Here is a 16,643-nt window from a genome sequence, read left to right as displayed (position 1 = left end):
TTATATATAACAAAAATGCAACCTATGAAGATTGCATTTTTTTTCAATACTATCGACTCTTATCTTCTGATGATTATTTTCTGGCCAACTTCAATTTTATCTTTAGTTGCTATTTTAACAATATAAATTCCATCACTAAGTCCCGAAGTAGAGAAGTCATAAGACGAATTTGTTCCTAAATCTTTTTTGTTAAAAATTAATTTTCCGGCTACATCATACAAATTGCAAGTTGCAAGATCTAATAATAATGGATTACTAATGGTTAAGTTTTTAGTAGAATTATTTTGATACACCACAAAACTCTCACGTACAGTTTCATCAACTCCTAAAGTAGTATTCTTTTTAAAAGTAATTTCAAACTGTGTGTTATTCACTCCTCCAGGCAATGTTAAATCATAGAAATCATTTTTGATGTCATGATACAAATCAGTTTTTTTATCGTGCAAATAAACTGCATTTGCACCTGTAAAATTCTCCATCCCTTTTACTGTAATCTTAAAATTAGCTTGACTTTTGTTTTTAAAGCCAATAGGAATTTTTTTATCCATATCAAAACTCACTACGTTTATTAGATACTCATCATTATCTATCACAAAGTAAATATCTGCCGGACTATCATCACTAGAAGATATTGCATCCATTGCACGATCAACACCATCTGTTGCTCCAGGAGCAAATGCCAGAACAATTTGACGAACGCCTTGATTATTCAATAAGGTATTAAATCGGATTTGCGGTGTTGAAACTAGACTTACAGTTTTATAATCAAATCCGGAAACTGATTGAATATCTGACATATGTGTAGCGGTTGTCTTAGACTTATTTGAATTTACATTTCTTTCAAATTCAGAAAAATTCAATGCACCTTCTTTGACAAAAACCCTGTAACTGTTCTTCATCTCCACAGTTCCGTCAACTAATCCATCAATCATAAAACCTTGACCAATTGGAGAAAAACGTCTTCCATAGTTTCCTCCTGAACCAGAGGCCGATCCTTCATTTCCAGCACCATCATAAGAAAAAAAAGTGGCTGGTACATATATCCCTGTACTTCCAATAGTACCGGGAGAAAAAGCTCCATATCCACCTTTATAATCCGCAATAAAATGGGAATCAACTGTTTTATCCTGCTGCCAGAAATAAGCAATTCCAGTACAATTTGTTTGTTCAATTAAAAAAGCAGACAAATCTATTGCCGATGGATAAGGATTTCCTGTCAACGTAAATTGCTCAAATGCAACTGGAATAGAAATTGTACCATCATTAGGCTTGCCCCTAAAATCGTAGCGCTGTTTTCCTCCTGGATTGTTTTGAACTCCATTTACAGTTGTTAAATTTATCCCTGAAGTTCCTTTCATTGTAAATCCTTCACCTGCATTTATATTTGAAGTTGCTCCTACTTGAACCCAATCTGAATAGTTAGACGCAGAAGTTAACTTAAAAATCCAATAAGGGGCAATTGCAAGTGGGCTTGCTGTACCATCATAATTATTCATTGCCAATGGCGTTGAATTAATACTATTAGTTACATCTACAACATCTTTTAGTTGCGTGATTCCAAAAGCAGAATTCCCTACCAATGCATTACTGCCTCCCACAGGAGAACACCAATAATCAAATTGATAATTATTCGTTGTTCCTTCTTGAAAAACGGACAAACTTCCAAGACCTCTATTAGTACTTCCTGATGTTGAACCTTGAATCAACTGGGCATCAGTCCTTAGATAGAAATTACTACTAGCAGCATTTAACTCCAATTGCTGTTTTACAAAAACCACTTGGTTATTTGCAAAAACATAACTATTAGGACTTACATACATCTGGGCGTTTACATTGTTCTGGATAAATAATCCAGTAAAAATCAATAGTCTTTGTTTGAGTAATTTTGAGTCCATAAGCCAGCTTTTAATAAATTTGTACGATATATTATATTTTTTTAAAGACATTAACATTAAAATAATGTCGCAAAATTTTTAAAAAATGAACTCTTCTAAAGTCAAAAAAAGGTTTTCTGAAGAAGAATTTCAGCTCATAAATGCTGTTTTTAATAATTTTATATAAAGTTACAAAAAAACAAGATAGGAATCAGTAAAAAAGACGATGAAAAGTATAAATAATCGATAAAATACATCTTTTTAAATTTTATATGTTTAAATTCTTACAATTTAAATAAAGCCATAATAATTTATTATTTGTATAATTTCTAACATGTAAAGATTTAACTTACTGTTCGTTAATACAGTGAAATTAATTTAACTAAAAAAAAGGAGGAGAACATATTCAACAAAAAAAACTCTCTAAATGGAATTATTTTTTAAGAATAAATATCTTAAGAATCGAAAGAAGTGTCTGTTTTTTAAGTACCCTAAATTTGATTCATTTTCATAAGCTTCTCTTTCGAAACTAATGTTTCTATAAGCTAGATTTGCATTTTTATATTGATACAATCGAAAACAATATTCTAAGAGGTACCACATAAAAAAGGGAAGTATTAATAATTCAGCTTGTTGACGAAGATGAATTTTCTCGTGATTTACAAAAACTCGATTTCCTTTATCCATTTCATATTTAACAAATACAAAAGGATATACAGTCAATCCACGGTATCCCTTAGGAATTAAATATTTAGCAACAATCTGAAACATTCGCCATAAATTTATAAATTTGTAATGATACACTAGTTCTATTTAATGAAAAACTCAACCTATTGACTTAGATGAATTCGTAATTCAAAAAACTTACACCATAGAATAATCCCAAAATATGATTGACCAAAGTAATGAAAATAAATTGATAGAAGGGGAAGATTTCTATTACACACCTGAAGGTTACAAATGTTTTACTGAAAAACACCATTTGAAACGTGGTTATTGTTGTAAAAGCGGTTGTCGTCATTGCCCGTATGGTTTTGATAAAAAAACAGGCACAAATAAAAAGTAAACAATTTTTAAATAGCAGAAATCAATCAAAAAATTAAGTAACCCAAAATATGGATAATCAATCATTAAAGTTTAGGATTAAAATATACAAATCCTACCATAGATCGGATATCCGTTATCCATAGTCGTTTTTTTATTAGCTGCATTCTTCAACTAAAAAGAAGGACAAAATGCAAATCGAGTATAAATTCAATTCGAAAATGAATTAATTTAAAAACATAAAAATGTAAAACATTACTATTTTTTAAATTTTTCAAGATTAAATTTTTCAATAAAAAAACATGACATTTCAAGAACAAATACAACAAGGAATTCCTTCAGTTTTACCAAAACAAAAACCATACGAAACAGATATCAATCACGCACCTAAGCGTAAAGAAATCCTTTCGAATGAAGAAAAAAAACTGGCATTACGCAATGCCTTACGTTATTTTGAACCTCATCATCACGCTGAATTAATCAAAGAATTTTCAGAAGAACTAGAAACCTACGGACGAATCTATATGTACCGATTGCGTCCCGATTATGAAATGCGTGCGCGACCAATTGATGAATATCCAGGCAAAAGCGAACAGGCAAAAGCAATTATGCTGATGATTCAAAACAACTTGGATTATGCCGTTGCACAACATCCACATGAATTGATTACTTACGGAGGAAATGGAGCTGTTTTTCAAAATTGGGCACAGTATTTATTAACGATGCAGTACTTGTCAGAAATGACAGATGAGCAAACCCTGACAATGTATTCTGGCCATCCAATGGGATTATTTCCTTCGCACAAAGAAGCTCCACGAGTTGTAGTGACTAACGGAATGGTTATCCCTAATTATTCTAAACCTGACGATTGGGAAAAAATGAATGCGCTAGGCGTATCTCAATACGGACAAATGACCGCAGGAAGCTACATGTATATTGGTCCACAGGGAATTGTACACGGGACAACTATAACGGTTTTGAATGGTTTTCGCAAAATAAAACGCAAACCAAAAGGGGGATTATTTGTCACATCCGGTTTAGGCGGAATGTCTGGCGCTCAACCCAAAGCTGGAAATATTGCCGGTTGTATCACCGTATGCGCAGAGGTTAACCCGAAAATAACACATATTCGTCATAGTCAAGGATGGATCAATGAAGTCATTGCAAATGTAGATGAATTAGTACAAAGAGTCCTTTTGGCACAAGCTAATAATGAAATTGTTTCCATCGGTTATCTAGGAAATGTAGTTGATGTTTGGGAAAAATTTGATCAAGAAAATATTCATATCGATTTAGGTTCTGACCAAACTTCGCTTCATAATCCTTGGGCGGGAGGCTATTATCCTGCAGATATTTCCTTTGAAGAAGCCAATGAAATGATGGCTAATAATCCCGATTTATTCAAAATAAAAGTTCAAGAAACATTATGCCGTCATACGACTGCGATTAATAAACATACCGCCAAAGGAACGTATTTCTTTGATTATGGAAATGCTTTTTTATTGGAAGCATCCCGCGCCGGTGCTGATGTTATGGCAGAAAACCACATCGATTTCAGGTATCCTAGTTACGTACAAGATATAATGGGCCCTATGTGTTTTGATTATGGTTTTGGTCCTTTTCGTTGGGTATGTGCTTCGGGAAAACCGGAAGATTTAGCAAAAACGGATGTAATTGCTTGCCAAGTTCTAGAAGAAATGGCAAAAACTGCTCCCGAAGAAATTCAGCAACAAATGCAGGATAATATTCTTTGGATAAAAGGCGCTCAAGAAAACAAATTGGTTGTAGGTTCTCAAGCACGAATTCTTTATGCTGATGCTGAGGGTCGCGTAAAAATTGCTGAAGCTTTTAATCAGGCTATTGCCAAAGGCGAAATAGGAACTATCGTTTTAGGTCGCGATCACCATGATGTTTCCGGCACTGATTCTCCGTACAGAGAAACTTCAAATATTTATGACGGCTCAAGATTTACAGCCGATATGGCAATACAAAACGTCATTGGAGACAGCTTTAGAGGTGCTACTTGGATTTCTATTCACAATGGAGGAGGCGTAGGCTGGGGAGAGGTAATTAACGGTGGTTTTGGTATGGTTCTTGATGGTTCAAAAGAAGCATCAAAACGGTTAGCATCAATGCTTTTCTGGGATGTCAACAACGGAATTTCTAGAAGGAGTTGGGCTAGAAATGAAGGCGCAATATTTGCCATAAAAAGAGCAATGGAAACGCAACCTTTATTAAAAGTCACCATTCCTAATGTAGTAGCCGAAAATTTGTTAGAATTTTAAAAAATTTGAACATATATTTAATAACTTAAGTAATCTAATAATTAAGCCATGAAAGCATTTAAACTTTTACCAGTACTTTTACTTTTCGTAGTTGCGTCTTGCAGTTCCGTAAGAGTATATTCCGATTATGATAATAATGTAGATTTTAGCAAATATAAAACGTATACATTTCATAAAAAAGGTATCGATAAAGTTGAGATTTCAGATTTAGATAAGAAAAGAATTCTTAATGCTATAGATCGTGAATTAATCAGTAAAGGAATGGTTAAAAGCGAAAATCCCGATTTGTTGATTAACATCATGACCAAAGAAAGAGAACGAATCGATGTAAATCAGTTCAATGCTGGATGGGGTTATGGCTGGGGATGGGGATGGAATCCATTTATGTGGGGAGGAAACAATACTTTTGTATCATCTTCCACTGAAGGCACCTTGTTCATTGACTTAATAGATGCTGAGAAAAAAGAATTAGTTTGGCAAGGAGAAGGTCTTGGTTATTTGAATCAAAACCGAAATGATAAAGAAAAACGAATCAACGAATTTGTGGCTAAAATTTTAGAACAATTTCCGCCTAAAGCAAAATAGTTACCCATCAGATTCAAACATAAAAGCCTACCTTTGCGTAGGCTTTTTTTATACCTAATTATGACACCACAAACCGACATTACAACATTTGACGATATCAAATTACTAGTTGATACTTTTTATTCTAAAGTTCAAAAAGATGAATTTATTGGGCCTATTTTCAATGAAAAAATAGGCAATCGATGGCCGGAACATCTGGAAAAAATGTACCGTTTTTGGCAAACTATTTTGCTCGAAGTACACTCTTATTCTGGAAGTCCCTTTCCGCCGCACAAACAACTGCCTGTTGCCAAAGAACATTTTGACCGCTGGATGGAAATTTTTACGCAAACTACAGACAGTTTATTTGCCGGTCCATTAGCCGATGAAGCAAAATACCGCGCTAAAAACATGGCAGAAATGTTCAACTACAAAATTGACTATTTCCGCAATCTTGAAAAAAACCAAACGAACAATTCATAGTTTATAAAATGTTTTTTTTAATTTATAATCTGTTTCTTTTTGCAAATAGCAACACATTACTTTATGCGTAAATTATTATTTCTTGCAGTATTTCCAGCTTTTCTATTTTCTTGTTCCAATTTAAAACAAATTACCGAAAACAAAGCAACGCCGAGCTTGAAGCTAATCAGTTCGATTGAAATTCCATTTGAAGAAACCTTTCAGAATACAAAAGTTGGCGGCTTATCCGGAATAGATTATGATGCAAAAAATGATTTGTATTATCTAATATGTGACGATAGATCTGTCTTTAACGATTCCAGATTTTATACCGCTAAGATCAATTTGTCTGAAGACAAGATAAAAAATATTGCTTTTCAAAACGTAACGTATTTGAAAAATGAAACTGGAGCAGTATACGGCAATTGGAACACAGCACCAACTACCTCGGCAGACCCGGAGGACATCCGATTCAATCCAAAAACAAATACTTTGGTTTGGAGCAGCGAAGGCGCGAGAGTGGTCACTACCGATAAAACAGTTTTACAAAATCCATCGATAAATCACATGGATTTAAAAGGTAATTTCCTAGACAATGTTACCGTACCAGAAAATTTAAAAATGCAGCAACTGGAAAAAGGTCCGAGAAACAACGGGACTTTAGAAGGAATTACTTTTGACAAAAAGTATAAAAACATCTACACCAACATTGAAGAACCTTTATTTGAAGATGGCGACCAAGCCAATACCAGCAAAGGAGGTTTAATCCGATTGTATCAATTTGATGCTAAAACAAAAAAGAACACCGCTCAGTACGGCTATCAACTGGAACCAATTGCATTAGAACCAAATCCTAAAGGAGCTTTTGCAGTAAATGGCGTTTCGGCAATTCAGTATTATGGTAAAAATCAGTTGTTGGTAGTAGAACGTTCTTACTCGACCGGAACACAAGCCTGCACGGTAAAAGTATTTTTGTGTGATTTGAAAAAGGCAACTAATGTAAAAAATTATCCTTCCTTACAAAACCAAAAATTAGAATTGGCTTCTAAAAGACTAATTCTGAACATGGATGATTTGGGGATTTTTATTGATAATATAGAAGGACTTACTTTTGGCCCAAAATTGGCTAATGGTAATCCATCGATCATTTTTGTTTCGGATAATAATTTTTCTGATAAACAAAAAACACAGGTTTTGGTGTTTGAATTAGTGAAGTAGTAAATCCAAAGAACATCTTTCAACCCCAACTCCCCAAGCCCCGAGTGAAATGAAAAGCTTTTTGTGAAAGCCGTTTTGGTTTTTCTTGTTGCTGCAGAGCGACCGGAGGAAGCTCCTGATGGAACTTTAGAAAAACAAACGGGTTTGCAAAAACTTGCAATGAAAAACGGGAAATCGCTCCTGAAATTCGTACTTTTGCAGTAGAACTACAACGTTTTCGATATGAACTCAACAATAGAAAGCAATCCGTTATTAGACCGATTGCCAAAGCACTTAAAACAATTCATTAAGCCTCAGGATTATAGCGATTACACGCCCATAAACCAAGCGGTTTGGCGTTATGTGATGCGCAAAAATGTAGATTACTTATCAAAAGTAGCACATAGTTCCTACTTGGAAGGATTGAAAAAAACCGGAATCGAAATTGACAACATTCCGAGTATGTACGGGATGAACCGTATTCTGACTGAAATAGGTTGGGCAGCCGTTGCGGTGGATGGATTTATTCCGCCTAACGCTTTTATGGAATTTCAGGCCTATAACGTGCTTGTAATTGCATCTGACATTCGACAACTCGAGCATATCGAATATACACCTGCACCAGACATTATTCACGAAGGTGCTGGTCATGCTCCCATTATTGCAAATCCCGAATATGCGGAATATTTGCGACGTTTTGGTGAAATAGGCTGCAAAGCGATTTCTTCAGATAAGGATTATCAAATGTACGAAGCCATCCGTTTGCTTTCGATAGTGAAAGAAGCTGAGGATACTCCCCAAGCCACTATTGATGCTGCCGAAAAAGCGGTGGAAGATTTGCAAAATAACATGGGCGAATTATCAGAAATGGCACAAATCAGAAACTTACATTGGTGGACTGTCGAGTACGGATTGATTGGAACTGTAGAAAATCCAAAAATATATGGTGCCGGTTTGTTATCATCAATAGGCGAAAGTGCGCATTGCATGACCAATAAGGTCCAAAAAATCCCTTATGATATATCAGCAGCCAATCAGAGTTTTGACATTACGAAACTGCAACCACAACTATACGTAACTCCAGATTTTGCTTACTTAAGCTTGGTTTTAGAAGAGTTTGCCAATAAAATGGCACTTAGAACAGGTGGTTTATCGGGAATAGAAAAATTAATTGATTCGAATGCGCTTGGTACAATTGAATTGAGTACTGGTTTACAAATTTCGGGGGTTTTCAGTTCTGTAATTCAACATGAAGGCAAGCCAATTTACATACAAACTACCGGAAAAACGGCTTTAGCATATAGAGAAAAAGAATTAGTAGGTCACGGAACTTTGACACATCCTGATGGTTTTGGAAGTCCAATAGGAAAACTGGAAGGCATTAATCTGGCTATTGAAGACATGAGTCCAAAAGACCTAAATGCTTATGATATTTTAGAGTCTAAAACAGTTAAACTGGAATTTGAAGGCGGCATTACTGTAGAAGGAGAAATCATAACAGGTTCCAGAAACTTACAGGGAGAAATTATTCTGATTCGCTTTAAGAACTGTACTGTAACGCATGGAGAAACGATTTTGTTTCAACCTGAATGGGGAATTTATGATATGGCTGTGGGTAAAAAAGTAATTTCGGCTTTTTCAGGTCCTGCTGATGTAAATAGTTTTGATTTGATTTCTCATCTTCCGTCCAGCAAAACCATCAAGGCGAAACATACAGCAGAACGTGATGATTTAGAGGTTTTATACCAAACCGTTCGAAACATAAGAGAAACCAAGGATATGCAAACATCTCTTGCTCCAATCTTTGAAAATTTACGAAACAATCATCCAAATGACTGGTTATTAACAGTCGAAATTACAGAGCTTTTGAAAAACCGAAACGAACCGCAATTATTGCAGGAAATAATGGTTTATCTTGATCAATTGAAACAAAAAAGGCCCGAAGTAGCGCATTTGATTGCTGGTGGTTTAGATTTAATTTTTGACAAAGAAACAGCTTAATTAAAACACGGACTGAAAGTCTGCACGGTCAAAATTTCACCACAAATTCTACAAATTTTCACATATTAATTTTTGAAAATTTGAGGAATTTGTGGTAAAAAATAGTTGTAGAAGCTAAAGCGAAATACACTAAAATGCATGTTTTCTATTATTAGTTTAACCAATAAAAATCAACCGCAGATTCACAGATTTTTAGAATTATTTAAAATCTGTGAATCTGCGGTTGAGTTTTTGAATTACAATTTTATTTGCTTACCAAAATCTTTTTCAGTCTCAATTACTTGTCCGTCATATTTAAGAGTCCAACCCAATTGACTTGTGGTAATTAATAACTTGGATAACTCGCTAATCAATCGGTTTTGAGCATTCGTTTTTAATGATGATTTTTCTATTTTCTTGGCCAAATTGGCTTTTACGGACTTGTTGATTTTATTGTAATCATCACCGGTAAACGGATTCAATTTGCTCTGTTCTACATCATAAAACTGAATGTCAGGACTGATTTTTATTTCTTCTTTTGGAATACTTACAATCGTGATCGTTTTATCAGCCTCATTTATATCATATTTAATTTTGCGTAAATCATACGCAACAGTGACATCAGCATTAACAACAACCAAAGCTTTTTTCTCGAAAGAAAGCATGTCCATCAAATATTTTTGTTGATTTTTATAGGTTATCACTTCCGAGAAATGACCTTCGGTAACGACCAATTTTCCAACGTTTAGAATTTGTTGTTGAATAAGATTTGTGTTATACGTGATATCCTCATCATCGTTTTTCTTAAAATCGCAGTATTTGAATAATAAAAATATTCCACCGATAACCACTATTGCAATAAGTATTCTTCTAAGCATAATTAAAATTTCATAAATGAATATTGATTTTCCAATTTAGTGATTTTTTCTCTGACTTTAGACTCAAATTTCAAATGACTTTCAGAATTTGGGTTAAAAGGCTTGTGCGAAAGACTTTTTTGGACATTCTCTACTTCATCCATTGTATTAAAAGCAGCTTCAGAAATCGTAGTTTCCTTGAAACGTTTCCAAATATAATCTATTGCCACTTGATTAGGATGCAACATATCTTCAGCATAAAAACGGTAATCCCGAAGTTCATCCATCATGATTTCGTAGCTGGGAAAGTATTCAGTGTTCATTTTGCTGTGTTCATTTTTCAAAACACTGTGAATAGCCGAAAATAGGTTGGCCTTGCTCCATTGATTTTCGACAAAACCGTCTTTGATGTGCCTCACTGGCGAAACTGTGAAAACAACAGTGCAATTAGGATTTACAGCATGAATTAATTTCAGCGTATTTGCTATACTTTTTTCTATTTCTTCAACAGAAAGTAATTCTTTCTTGAACTGTTTTTGTGGCACTTTATGGCAATTTGCCACTATAGAATCGCTTTCTATATTACGATAGACCCACGAGGTTCCATAGGTGATAATGAAATGTGTTGATTCGGTTATTTGTTGATTAGTTGATTTGATTAGGGCGTTTAATGATGCTAATAATTCTTCTTTGTTTGAATTACTCAAATCTGAATGTACATCAAAACAATGCCAGCGTTCATTGTAAAAAAAAATGTCATTTTCTGTAAATTTCTTTTGGGAAACAGCAAAATCAATCAATTTTTCAATCGCCAACGGATGGAATAAAATACCAACTGGATTACAGCTATTTTGAAATTTAAAATAGTCTAGTTTCTCCGCCATATTTACTGCAAAACAGGAACCTATTGACATGACTTTCGAGCTGTAATCTATAGGAAATTCATTCTTATCAATCGGAATTGGAGTGGTAAACTGCATAGAAAAAAATTTAAACTTGTATTGCTTTTGTATTTAGGGTACAAAAAAAGCCCTTTTCTAATGAATCGAAAAGGGCTTTTTTAAAAATTTTATCTTAATAAAAATAGGTCGCTTTTACGTATCCTCGACCATCTGGAGCATCTTCAAAAATTTGTTCAATAAGATAATTGTCGTCATCATATTTCATAGTACAACGGTACATTTTAGCGGAAGATGTAACACTTTCATCAGCAAAAAGAGTCGAGTTTTCAACAACCATCATAATTCCGTTGTTTGCAGAAATAATCGAAGTATGATCTAACAAATTAGTAAATCCTGCAATAGCGTTCCAAGGATTTTTTGCTTGGTCATAATCGTATGAAATAGATGTAGTGGATTTCCCTCCGTTTTCATCAACAACAAAATTTTTCTTGTCAGTGAGAACATTTGATGTTTTCACAGTTAGGACTCCTGCATACAAACGTTTTTCCTTTTGATCTTCAAGATGAAAGCCTTCATAGGCAATTGTCCCATCAGAATTATGTTTGTAGCGCACTATCAGTCTGTCAGACGATTCAACGAGAGATAGTTTACCTTTTACGTAGGTATATTTAAATACCGTAATTTTATTAGTTTTCTTATCCGTTTTTTTAATTTGCGAAATCAAACTATCATCATAGGTATAATCAACTCGTATCAACTCACTGTTAGTACTGACCAAGTGATCTCCCTTATAAGAAAAAGCAGTGGTAACTGTCTTACCGCCAGCATTTGTCTCAACAATTTTACTTACAAGCTTTGTACTTGTATTTTTATCTTGACTACAAGAGGCAAAAAGTAACACCAAAAAACCAATAACGGGTACTATTTTTATTTTTTTCATTATCTATAAAAGTTGCGGCTGCAGGTAAATAATTAATTAACTACTTTAGATACAGCACTACATGATGACAAAGTTACGCAAAATAGCTCACATTCTAAAAATTTTATCTCTTTGCCTTATTGTACGAAGGCAATCGCTTGTTCTAAAGCCTGTTGAATTCCAGCAGGGTTTTTCCCTTTTCCAGAAGCGAAAAACGGCTGTCCTCCACCATTTCCATCTATTAGTTTTCCTAATTCTCTAATTACAGTTCCAGCATTCAAGCCTTTTTCAACAACCAATTCCTTAGCAATAGAACAATGAATGTTAGGCAAACCATCTTCAATGGAAGCTAAGAACACGAATGAATTAGGCTTTGTAGCACCAACAGCTTGTGCCAAATCTTTAGTAGAACTCATTGATAAATCAACTTGCTTTGCCAAAAAGTTAATACCGTTTACCTCTTGAAAATCAGCAACCAAAACATTCTTTAATCCGTCAATTTTCTCTTTTAATAATTGCTCGATTTGTTTTTTCAGCTTTGCATTATCATCTTGCAATGAAGCTACTGATTTCAATAAATCTTGTGGATTTTTCAAGGTTTCTTTGATCTCTGCCAAAGTATTTTCTTGATTTTGGTAGAAATTTTTCACCGCATCACCTGTTATAGCCTCAATACGACGAATTCCCGCAGCAACTGCGCCTTCCGAAATAATCTTGAAATGCCAGATTTCAGCGGTGTTTTTTACATGAATTCCACCACACAATTCTTTGCTTTCGCCAAATTCAATCATTCGAACTGAATCGCCATATTTTTCTCCAAACAGAGCCATTGCGCCCTTGTCTAATGCTTCTTGAATTGGAATATTTCTGTGTTCTACCAATCGTAATTGGGCACTAATTTGAGCGTTAACACTTGTTTCTACTTGACGTAATTCTTCATCTGAAACTTTAGAGAAGTGCGAAAAGTCAAAACGCAAATAATTTGGATTTACTAACGAACCTTTTTGCTCTACGTGGGTTCCCAAAATACTTCTCAATGCCAAATGCATCAAGTGTGTAGCCGAGTGGTTTTTAGAAATTGAACTTCTTAAATCTGTATTTACTTTTGCTACAAATCCAGCTTTAATATTTTCTGGAAGTTGTTTTGCAAAATGTAATATTAAATTATTTTCTTTCTTAGTATCGATAATATCAATCGTTTCGTTAGCAGAAACCAATGTTCCTTTATCGCCAACTTGTCCTCCACCTTCTGGATAAAATGGTGTATTGTCTAAAACGATCTGATATAAAACACCATCTTTTTTAGAATCTACTTTACGAATACGAGTGATTTTTACTTCGTTTTCTATTTGATCGTAACCCACAAATGTTTCCACATTTCCAGGAATCAATACAGACCAGTCTTCAGTAGAAACTTCTGATGCAGCACGGGAACGATTTTTTTGTTCTTGCATGGAAGCATCAAATTCAGCTTCGTTGAAAGACATTCCTTTTTCTTTTAAAATCAGAGCCGTTAAGTCTTTTGGAAAACCGAACGTATCGTACAATTCAAAAGCTTTTGCTCCTGAAACTTCATTTCCTGATGTTTCAGCAACCACTTTATCTAACAATTGTAGCCCTTGATCTAAAGTTCGCAAAAACGAAGATTCTTCCTCGCGAATTACATTGGTAACCAATTGTTGTTGTGCTTTAATCTCTGGGAAAAACTCTCCCATCTGATCAGCCAAAACAGCAACTAATTTATTGATAAAAGGTTCTTTAGTATCTAAAAATGTAAATCCGTAACGAATAGCACGACGCAAAATTCTACGAATTACATAACCTGCGCCAGTGTTTGATGGTAATTGTCCGTCAGCAATAGCAAAAGCTACGGCACGAACGTGATCAACAATAACACGAATAGCGATATTAGTTTTCTCCTCGTCTGCGCTCGAAGTGACAGCATTGTCTACATATTTAAATCCTGTAATTTGCTCTACTTTTTCAATAAGAGGCGTAAAAACATCGGTGTCATAATTAGATGTTTTTCCTTGTAATGCCATACACAAACGCTCAAATCCCATTCCGGTATCCACGTGTTTTGCAGGCAATTTTTCTAAAGAACCATCTGCTTTACGGTTGAATTCCATAAATACATTATTCCAAATTTCCACAACTTGCGGATGGTCATTATTTACCAAACTTTTTCCTGAAACTAAAGCTTTTTCTTCTGCAGAACGAATGTCAACATGAATTTCCGAACACGGTCCGCAAGGTCCTTGGTCGCCCATTTCCCAGAAGTTGTCTTTCTTGTTTCCAAGAATGATGCGATCTTCGTCAATTAGTTCTTTCCAAATATCCCATGCTTCCTGATCGAACGGTACGTTTTCATCCGGATTCCCCTCGAAAACGGAAACGTATAGGTTTTCTTTGGGGATTTTATAGACTTCTGTCAAAAGCTCCCAAGCCCAGTTGATGGCTTCTTTTTTGAAATAATCTCCAAATGACCAGTTTCCCAACATTTCAAACATGGTATGATGATAAGTATCAAAACCTACATCTTCTAGGTCATTATGTTTTCCTGAAACACGAAGACATTTTTGTGTATCGGCAATTCTGTTGCTTTTAGGAGTTCCGTTCCCCAGAAAATATTCTTTGAACTGTGCCATTCCTGAGTTGTTGAACATCAGTGTGGGATCGTCCTTAAGAACAATGGGGGCCGATGGAACGATTAAGTGTCCTTTTGATGCGAAAAAATCCAGAAATTGTTTACGTACGTCTTGTGATGTCATTTTTTTAATTTAAAAATTTAAAGATTTAAAAATTTAAAGATTATTTAGAATTGAATTTTTCAATCTTTTAATCACTAAATCTTTTTATTCCTTTTGCCCCAGATAAAAGTGAAAAGCTTCGAGATTTATACATCTATTTTTTTCTTGAAGTGGCAGAGCGACTCCCAAAGTCTCGGGATAAGCTCCTGCTAGCTCAGTAGAAAAAAAGATGTGTAAACGAGAACTTGCAACGAATAGCTGGAATAGGCACATTATTATATTTATTCCTGAAAAAAGGGTGTAACAAATGAAACATTTCTTAAATTTGTTCGTCTAACCTTTTACAGTGTGCAAAAATAGGGTATTTTAAAATATGTCGAAAGTAAAATATTATTACGATTCCGAAAATCTAGCCTATAGAAAGATAAAAACACAAAAAAGAAGAAAACTTGGTGTTATTATCCTGTTTTTATTGGCATCAGCCTTGTTTGGTTTTTTGAGTTTTGTAGTTTTATTGAATACTCCTTATTTTGAAACACCAAAAGACCGTTTGCAAACGCGCGAAATTGAAAATTTGAGATTGAATTATGCGGTGTTGAATAAAAAAATGGATCAGGTAAATAGTGTTATTGAAGCTATTGAAGATAGAGATAATAATTTGTATCGGGTGTATTTTAATAAATCAGCAATTCCAAATTCTATTAGAAAATCAGTATTACCAGGAATTAATAGGTACAAAACGTTAGAAGGTTATAACAACTCGCAGTTAGTTATCAATACTACAAAAAGGATTGATGTCCTGAGTAAGGAATTAGTTGTTCAGTCAAAATCACTAGATGCGATTTTGAAATTGGCAGAAGCCAAAAGTGATTTTTTGTCAGCCATTCCTGCCATTCAGCCAGTACGAAATGAAAATTTAAAACAAATGGCTTCTGGTTTTGGATACCGCACAGATCCTTTTACAAAAGCAAGGAAAATGCATGAAGGAATGGATTTTACAGCTAAAACAGGATCTCCCATTTATGCTACTGGTGACGGAGTTGTAGCTAAAGCAGACAATACCGCTTCTGGCTATGGAAATCATATTGTTATTCGGCATGGATTTGGATACGAAACTTTATACGCACATTTGAGCAAATATAAAGCACGAGCTGGACAAAGCGTAAAACGAGGTGACGTTATAGGTTATGTAGGAAGCACAGGAAGGTCCGAAGCGCCTCACTTGCATTATGAAGTTCACAAGGACAAAAAAGTGGTAAACCCACTTAATTTTTATTACGGAAATATTTCGGCTGTAGAGTATGTTGTCATAGCGCAATTGGCGAACCAAGAGAACCAATCTTTAGATTAATGTTCAAAAAAGAGTGGTCGGTGATCAGGTGTAGCAGAAAAAAAGTAAACAGGTTGCAGAATTAAAAGTCAAATAAAAGAAACATGCATATTGAGCTTTCTAAAGATAAAAGATATTACAGCATTGGCGAAGTAGCCAAAGCATTTGATGTAAATGCATCGCTAATTCGCTTTTGGGACAATGAATTTGATATTCTGAAACCAAAAAAGAATGCTAAAGGCAATCGCATGTTTACTCCGGAGGACATTACTAATCTACAACTGATTTACCATTTAGTAAAAGAAAGAGGCTTTACGCTGGAAGGTGCCAAAACCCATTTGAAAGAAGGACAAAAGAAGACTTTGGATAAGTTTGAAATTATTCGGAAATTAGAAACAATACGCACACAATTAACAAATATTAAAAACGAATTGTAGCCGTCACGACTACAACCAAATTAAACTTTAAACAATTAAATA

The 16,643-nt window shown here is 34.6% G+C and carries 15 protein-coding genes; 9 read left to right on the top strand and 6 right to left on the bottom strand.

Annotated elements, in window-relative coordinates:
• Positions 1 to 59: 59 nt before the first annotated feature.
• Positions 60 to 1,895 (bottom strand): T9SS type A sorting domain-containing protein, encoded by a 1,836-nt coding sequence (locus DFR66_RS11230; RefSeq protein ID WP_114754979.1) that lies wholly within the window; start codon positions 1,893 to 1,895, stop codon positions 60 to 62.
• A 402-nt stretch (positions 1,896 to 2,297) separates the two neighbouring features.
• A complete protein-coding gene (locus tag DFR66_RS11225; protein WP_114754937.1) occupies positions 2,298 to 2,645 on the bottom strand; it encodes a hypothetical protein in 348 nt (115 codons plus the stop codon).
• A gap of 118 nt (positions 2,646 to 2,763) precedes the next feature.
• On the opposite strand from DFR66_RS11225, the gene DFR66_RS13930 reads away from it, so the two are divergent.
• The 7 genes from DFR66_RS13930 (at position 2,764) to DFR66_RS11200 (ending at position 9,427) form a co-directional block, all read left to right on the top strand.
• Positions 2,764 to 2,940, top strand: a complete 177-nt coding sequence (locus DFR66_RS13930) for a DUF5522 domain-containing protein (RefSeq protein WP_158634650.1) — start codon at positions 2,764 to 2,766, stop codon at positions 2,938 to 2,940.
• A gap of 280 nt (positions 2,941 to 3,220) precedes the next feature.
• Positions 3,221 to 5,203 (top strand): urocanate hydratase, encoded by a 1,983-nt coding sequence (locus DFR66_RS11220; RefSeq protein ID WP_114754936.1) that lies wholly within the window; start codon positions 3,221 to 3,223, stop codon positions 5,201 to 5,203.
• Between the two features lie 48 nt (positions 5,204 to 5,251).
• Positions 5,252 to 5,788, top strand: a complete 537-nt coding sequence (locus tag DFR66_RS11215) for a DUF4136 domain-containing protein (protein WP_114754935.1) — start codon at positions 5,252 to 5,254, stop codon at positions 5,786 to 5,788.
• 60 nt (positions 5,789 to 5,848) lie between these two features.
• On the top strand, positions 5,849 to 6,250 hold the full coding sequence (locus DFR66_RS11210) for a group III truncated hemoglobin (RefSeq protein ID WP_114754934.1): 402 nt from the start codon (positions 5,849 to 5,851) through the stop codon (positions 6,248 to 6,250).
• A 63-nt stretch (positions 6,251 to 6,313) separates the two neighbouring features.
• A complete protein-coding gene (locus tag DFR66_RS11205; protein ID WP_114754933.1) occupies positions 6,314 to 7,447 on the top strand; it encodes an esterase-like activity of phytase family protein in 1,134 nt (377 codons plus the stop codon).
• Positions 7,448 to 7,510: 63 nt separating this feature from the next.
• Complete coding sequence (locus DFR66_RS13925; protein WP_158634649.1) at positions 7,511 to 7,651, top strand: hypothetical protein; 141 nt, start codon at positions 7,511 to 7,513, stop codon at positions 7,649 to 7,651.
• Positions 7,652 to 7,669: 18 nt separating this feature from the next.
• Positions 7,670 to 9,427, top strand: a complete 1,758-nt coding sequence (locus tag DFR66_RS11200; RefSeq protein WP_114754932.1) for an aromatic amino acid hydroxylase — start codon at positions 7,670 to 7,672, stop codon at positions 9,425 to 9,427.
• Between the two features lie 236 nt (positions 9,428 to 9,663).
• On the opposite strand, the gene DFR66_RS11195 is transcribed toward DFR66_RS11200, so the two are convergent.
• The 4 genes from DFR66_RS11195 to alaS all read right to left on the bottom strand — a co-directional run bounded on the left by DFR66_RS11195 (position 9,664) and on the right by alaS (position 14,855).
• A complete protein-coding gene (locus DFR66_RS11195) occupies positions 9,664 to 10,284 on the bottom strand; it encodes a DUF4230 domain-containing protein (protein WP_114754931.1) in 621 nt (206 codons plus the stop codon).
• A 2-nt stretch (positions 10,285 to 10,286) separates the two neighbouring features.
• Positions 10,287 to 11,243 (bottom strand): GSCFA domain-containing protein, encoded by a 957-nt coding sequence (locus DFR66_RS11190; protein WP_114754930.1) that lies wholly within the window; start codon positions 11,241 to 11,243, stop codon positions 10,287 to 10,289.
• 94 nt (positions 11,244 to 11,337) lie between these two features.
• Positions 11,338 to 12,105, bottom strand: a complete 768-nt coding sequence (locus DFR66_RS11185; protein ID WP_114754929.1) for a hypothetical protein — start codon at positions 12,103 to 12,105, stop codon at positions 11,338 to 11,340.
• A gap of 116 nt (positions 12,106 to 12,221) precedes the next feature.
• Positions 12,222 to 14,855, bottom strand: a complete 2,634-nt coding sequence (gene alaS / locus DFR66_RS11180) for an alanine--tRNA ligase (RefSeq protein ID WP_114754928.1) — start codon at positions 14,853 to 14,855, stop codon at positions 12,222 to 12,224.
• A gap of 352 nt (positions 14,856 to 15,207) precedes the next feature.
• On the opposite strand from alaS, the gene DFR66_RS11175 reads away from it, so the two are divergent.
• Together DFR66_RS11175 and DFR66_RS11170 are read left to right on the top strand one after the other, a co-directional pair.
• Positions 15,208 to 16,185, top strand: a complete 978-nt coding sequence (locus tag DFR66_RS11175; protein WP_114754927.1) for a M23 family metallopeptidase — start codon at positions 15,208 to 15,210, stop codon at positions 16,183 to 16,185.
• Between the two features lie 83 nt (positions 16,186 to 16,268).
• Complete coding sequence (locus DFR66_RS11170) at positions 16,269 to 16,601, top strand: MerR family transcriptional regulator (protein WP_091165014.1); 333 nt, start codon at positions 16,269 to 16,271, stop codon at positions 16,599 to 16,601.
• The last annotated feature ends 42 nt before the right edge of the window (positions 16,602 to 16,643 follow it).

Source organism: Flavobacterium glaciei, assembly GCF_003350545.1.
GTDB lineage: Bacteria > Bacteroidota > Bacteroidia > Flavobacteriales > Flavobacteriaceae > Flavobacterium > Flavobacterium glaciei.
This window is presented reverse-complemented; position numbering and strand designations above follow the sequence as displayed.

Excerpts from the sequence above, each read along its gene's own strand:
- DFR66_RS11190 (WP_114754930.1), bottom strand. The coding sequence starts at position 11,243 with ATGCAGTTTACCACTCCAATTCCGATTGATAAGAATGAATTTCCTATA.
- DFR66_RS11230 (WP_114754979.1), bottom strand. The coding sequence starts at position 1,895 with ATGGACTCAAAATTACTCAAACAAAGACTATTGATTTTTACTGGATTA.
- DFR66_RS11175 (WP_114754927.1), top strand. The coding sequence starts at position 15,208 with ATGTCGAAAGTAAAATATTATTACGATTCCGAAAATCTAGCCTATAGA.
- DFR66_RS11225 (WP_114754937.1), bottom strand. The coding sequence starts at position 2,645 with ATGTTTCAGATTGTTGCTAAATATTTAATTCCTAAGGGATACCGTGGA.
- DFR66_RS11220 (WP_114754936.1), top strand. The coding sequence starts at position 3,221 with ATGACATTTCAAGAACAAATACAACAAGGAATTCCTTCAGTTTTACCA.
- DFR66_RS11205 (WP_114754933.1), top strand. The coding sequence starts at position 6,314 with ATGCGTAAATTATTATTTCTTGCAGTATTTCCAGCTTTTCTATTTTCT.
- DFR66_RS11185 (WP_114754929.1), bottom strand. The coding sequence starts at position 12,105 with ATGAAAAAAATAAAAATAGTACCCGTTATTGGTTTTTTGGTGTTACTT.
- alaS (WP_114754928.1), bottom strand. The coding sequence starts at position 14,855 with ATGACATCACAAGACGTACGTAAACAATTTCTGGATTTTTTCGCATCA.
- DFR66_RS11200 (WP_114754932.1), top strand. The coding sequence starts at position 7,670 with ATGAACTCAACAATAGAAAGCAATCCGTTATTAGACCGATTGCCAAAG.
- DFR66_RS13930 (WP_158634650.1), top strand. The coding sequence starts at position 2,764 with ATGATTGACCAAAGTAATGAAAATAAATTGATAGAAGGGGAAGATTTC.
- DFR66_RS11170 (WP_091165014.1), top strand. The coding sequence starts at position 16,269 with ATGCATATTGAGCTTTCTAAAGATAAAAGATATTACAGCATTGGCGAA.
- DFR66_RS11215 (WP_114754935.1), top strand. The coding sequence starts at position 5,252 with ATGAAAGCATTTAAACTTTTACCAGTACTTTTACTTTTCGTAGTTGCG.
- DFR66_RS11210 (WP_114754934.1), top strand. The coding sequence starts at position 5,849 with ATGACACCACAAACCGACATTACAACATTTGACGATATCAAATTACTA.
- DFR66_RS11195 (WP_114754931.1), bottom strand. The coding sequence starts at position 10,284 with ATGCTTAGAAGAATACTTATTGCAATAGTGGTTATCGGTGGAATATTT.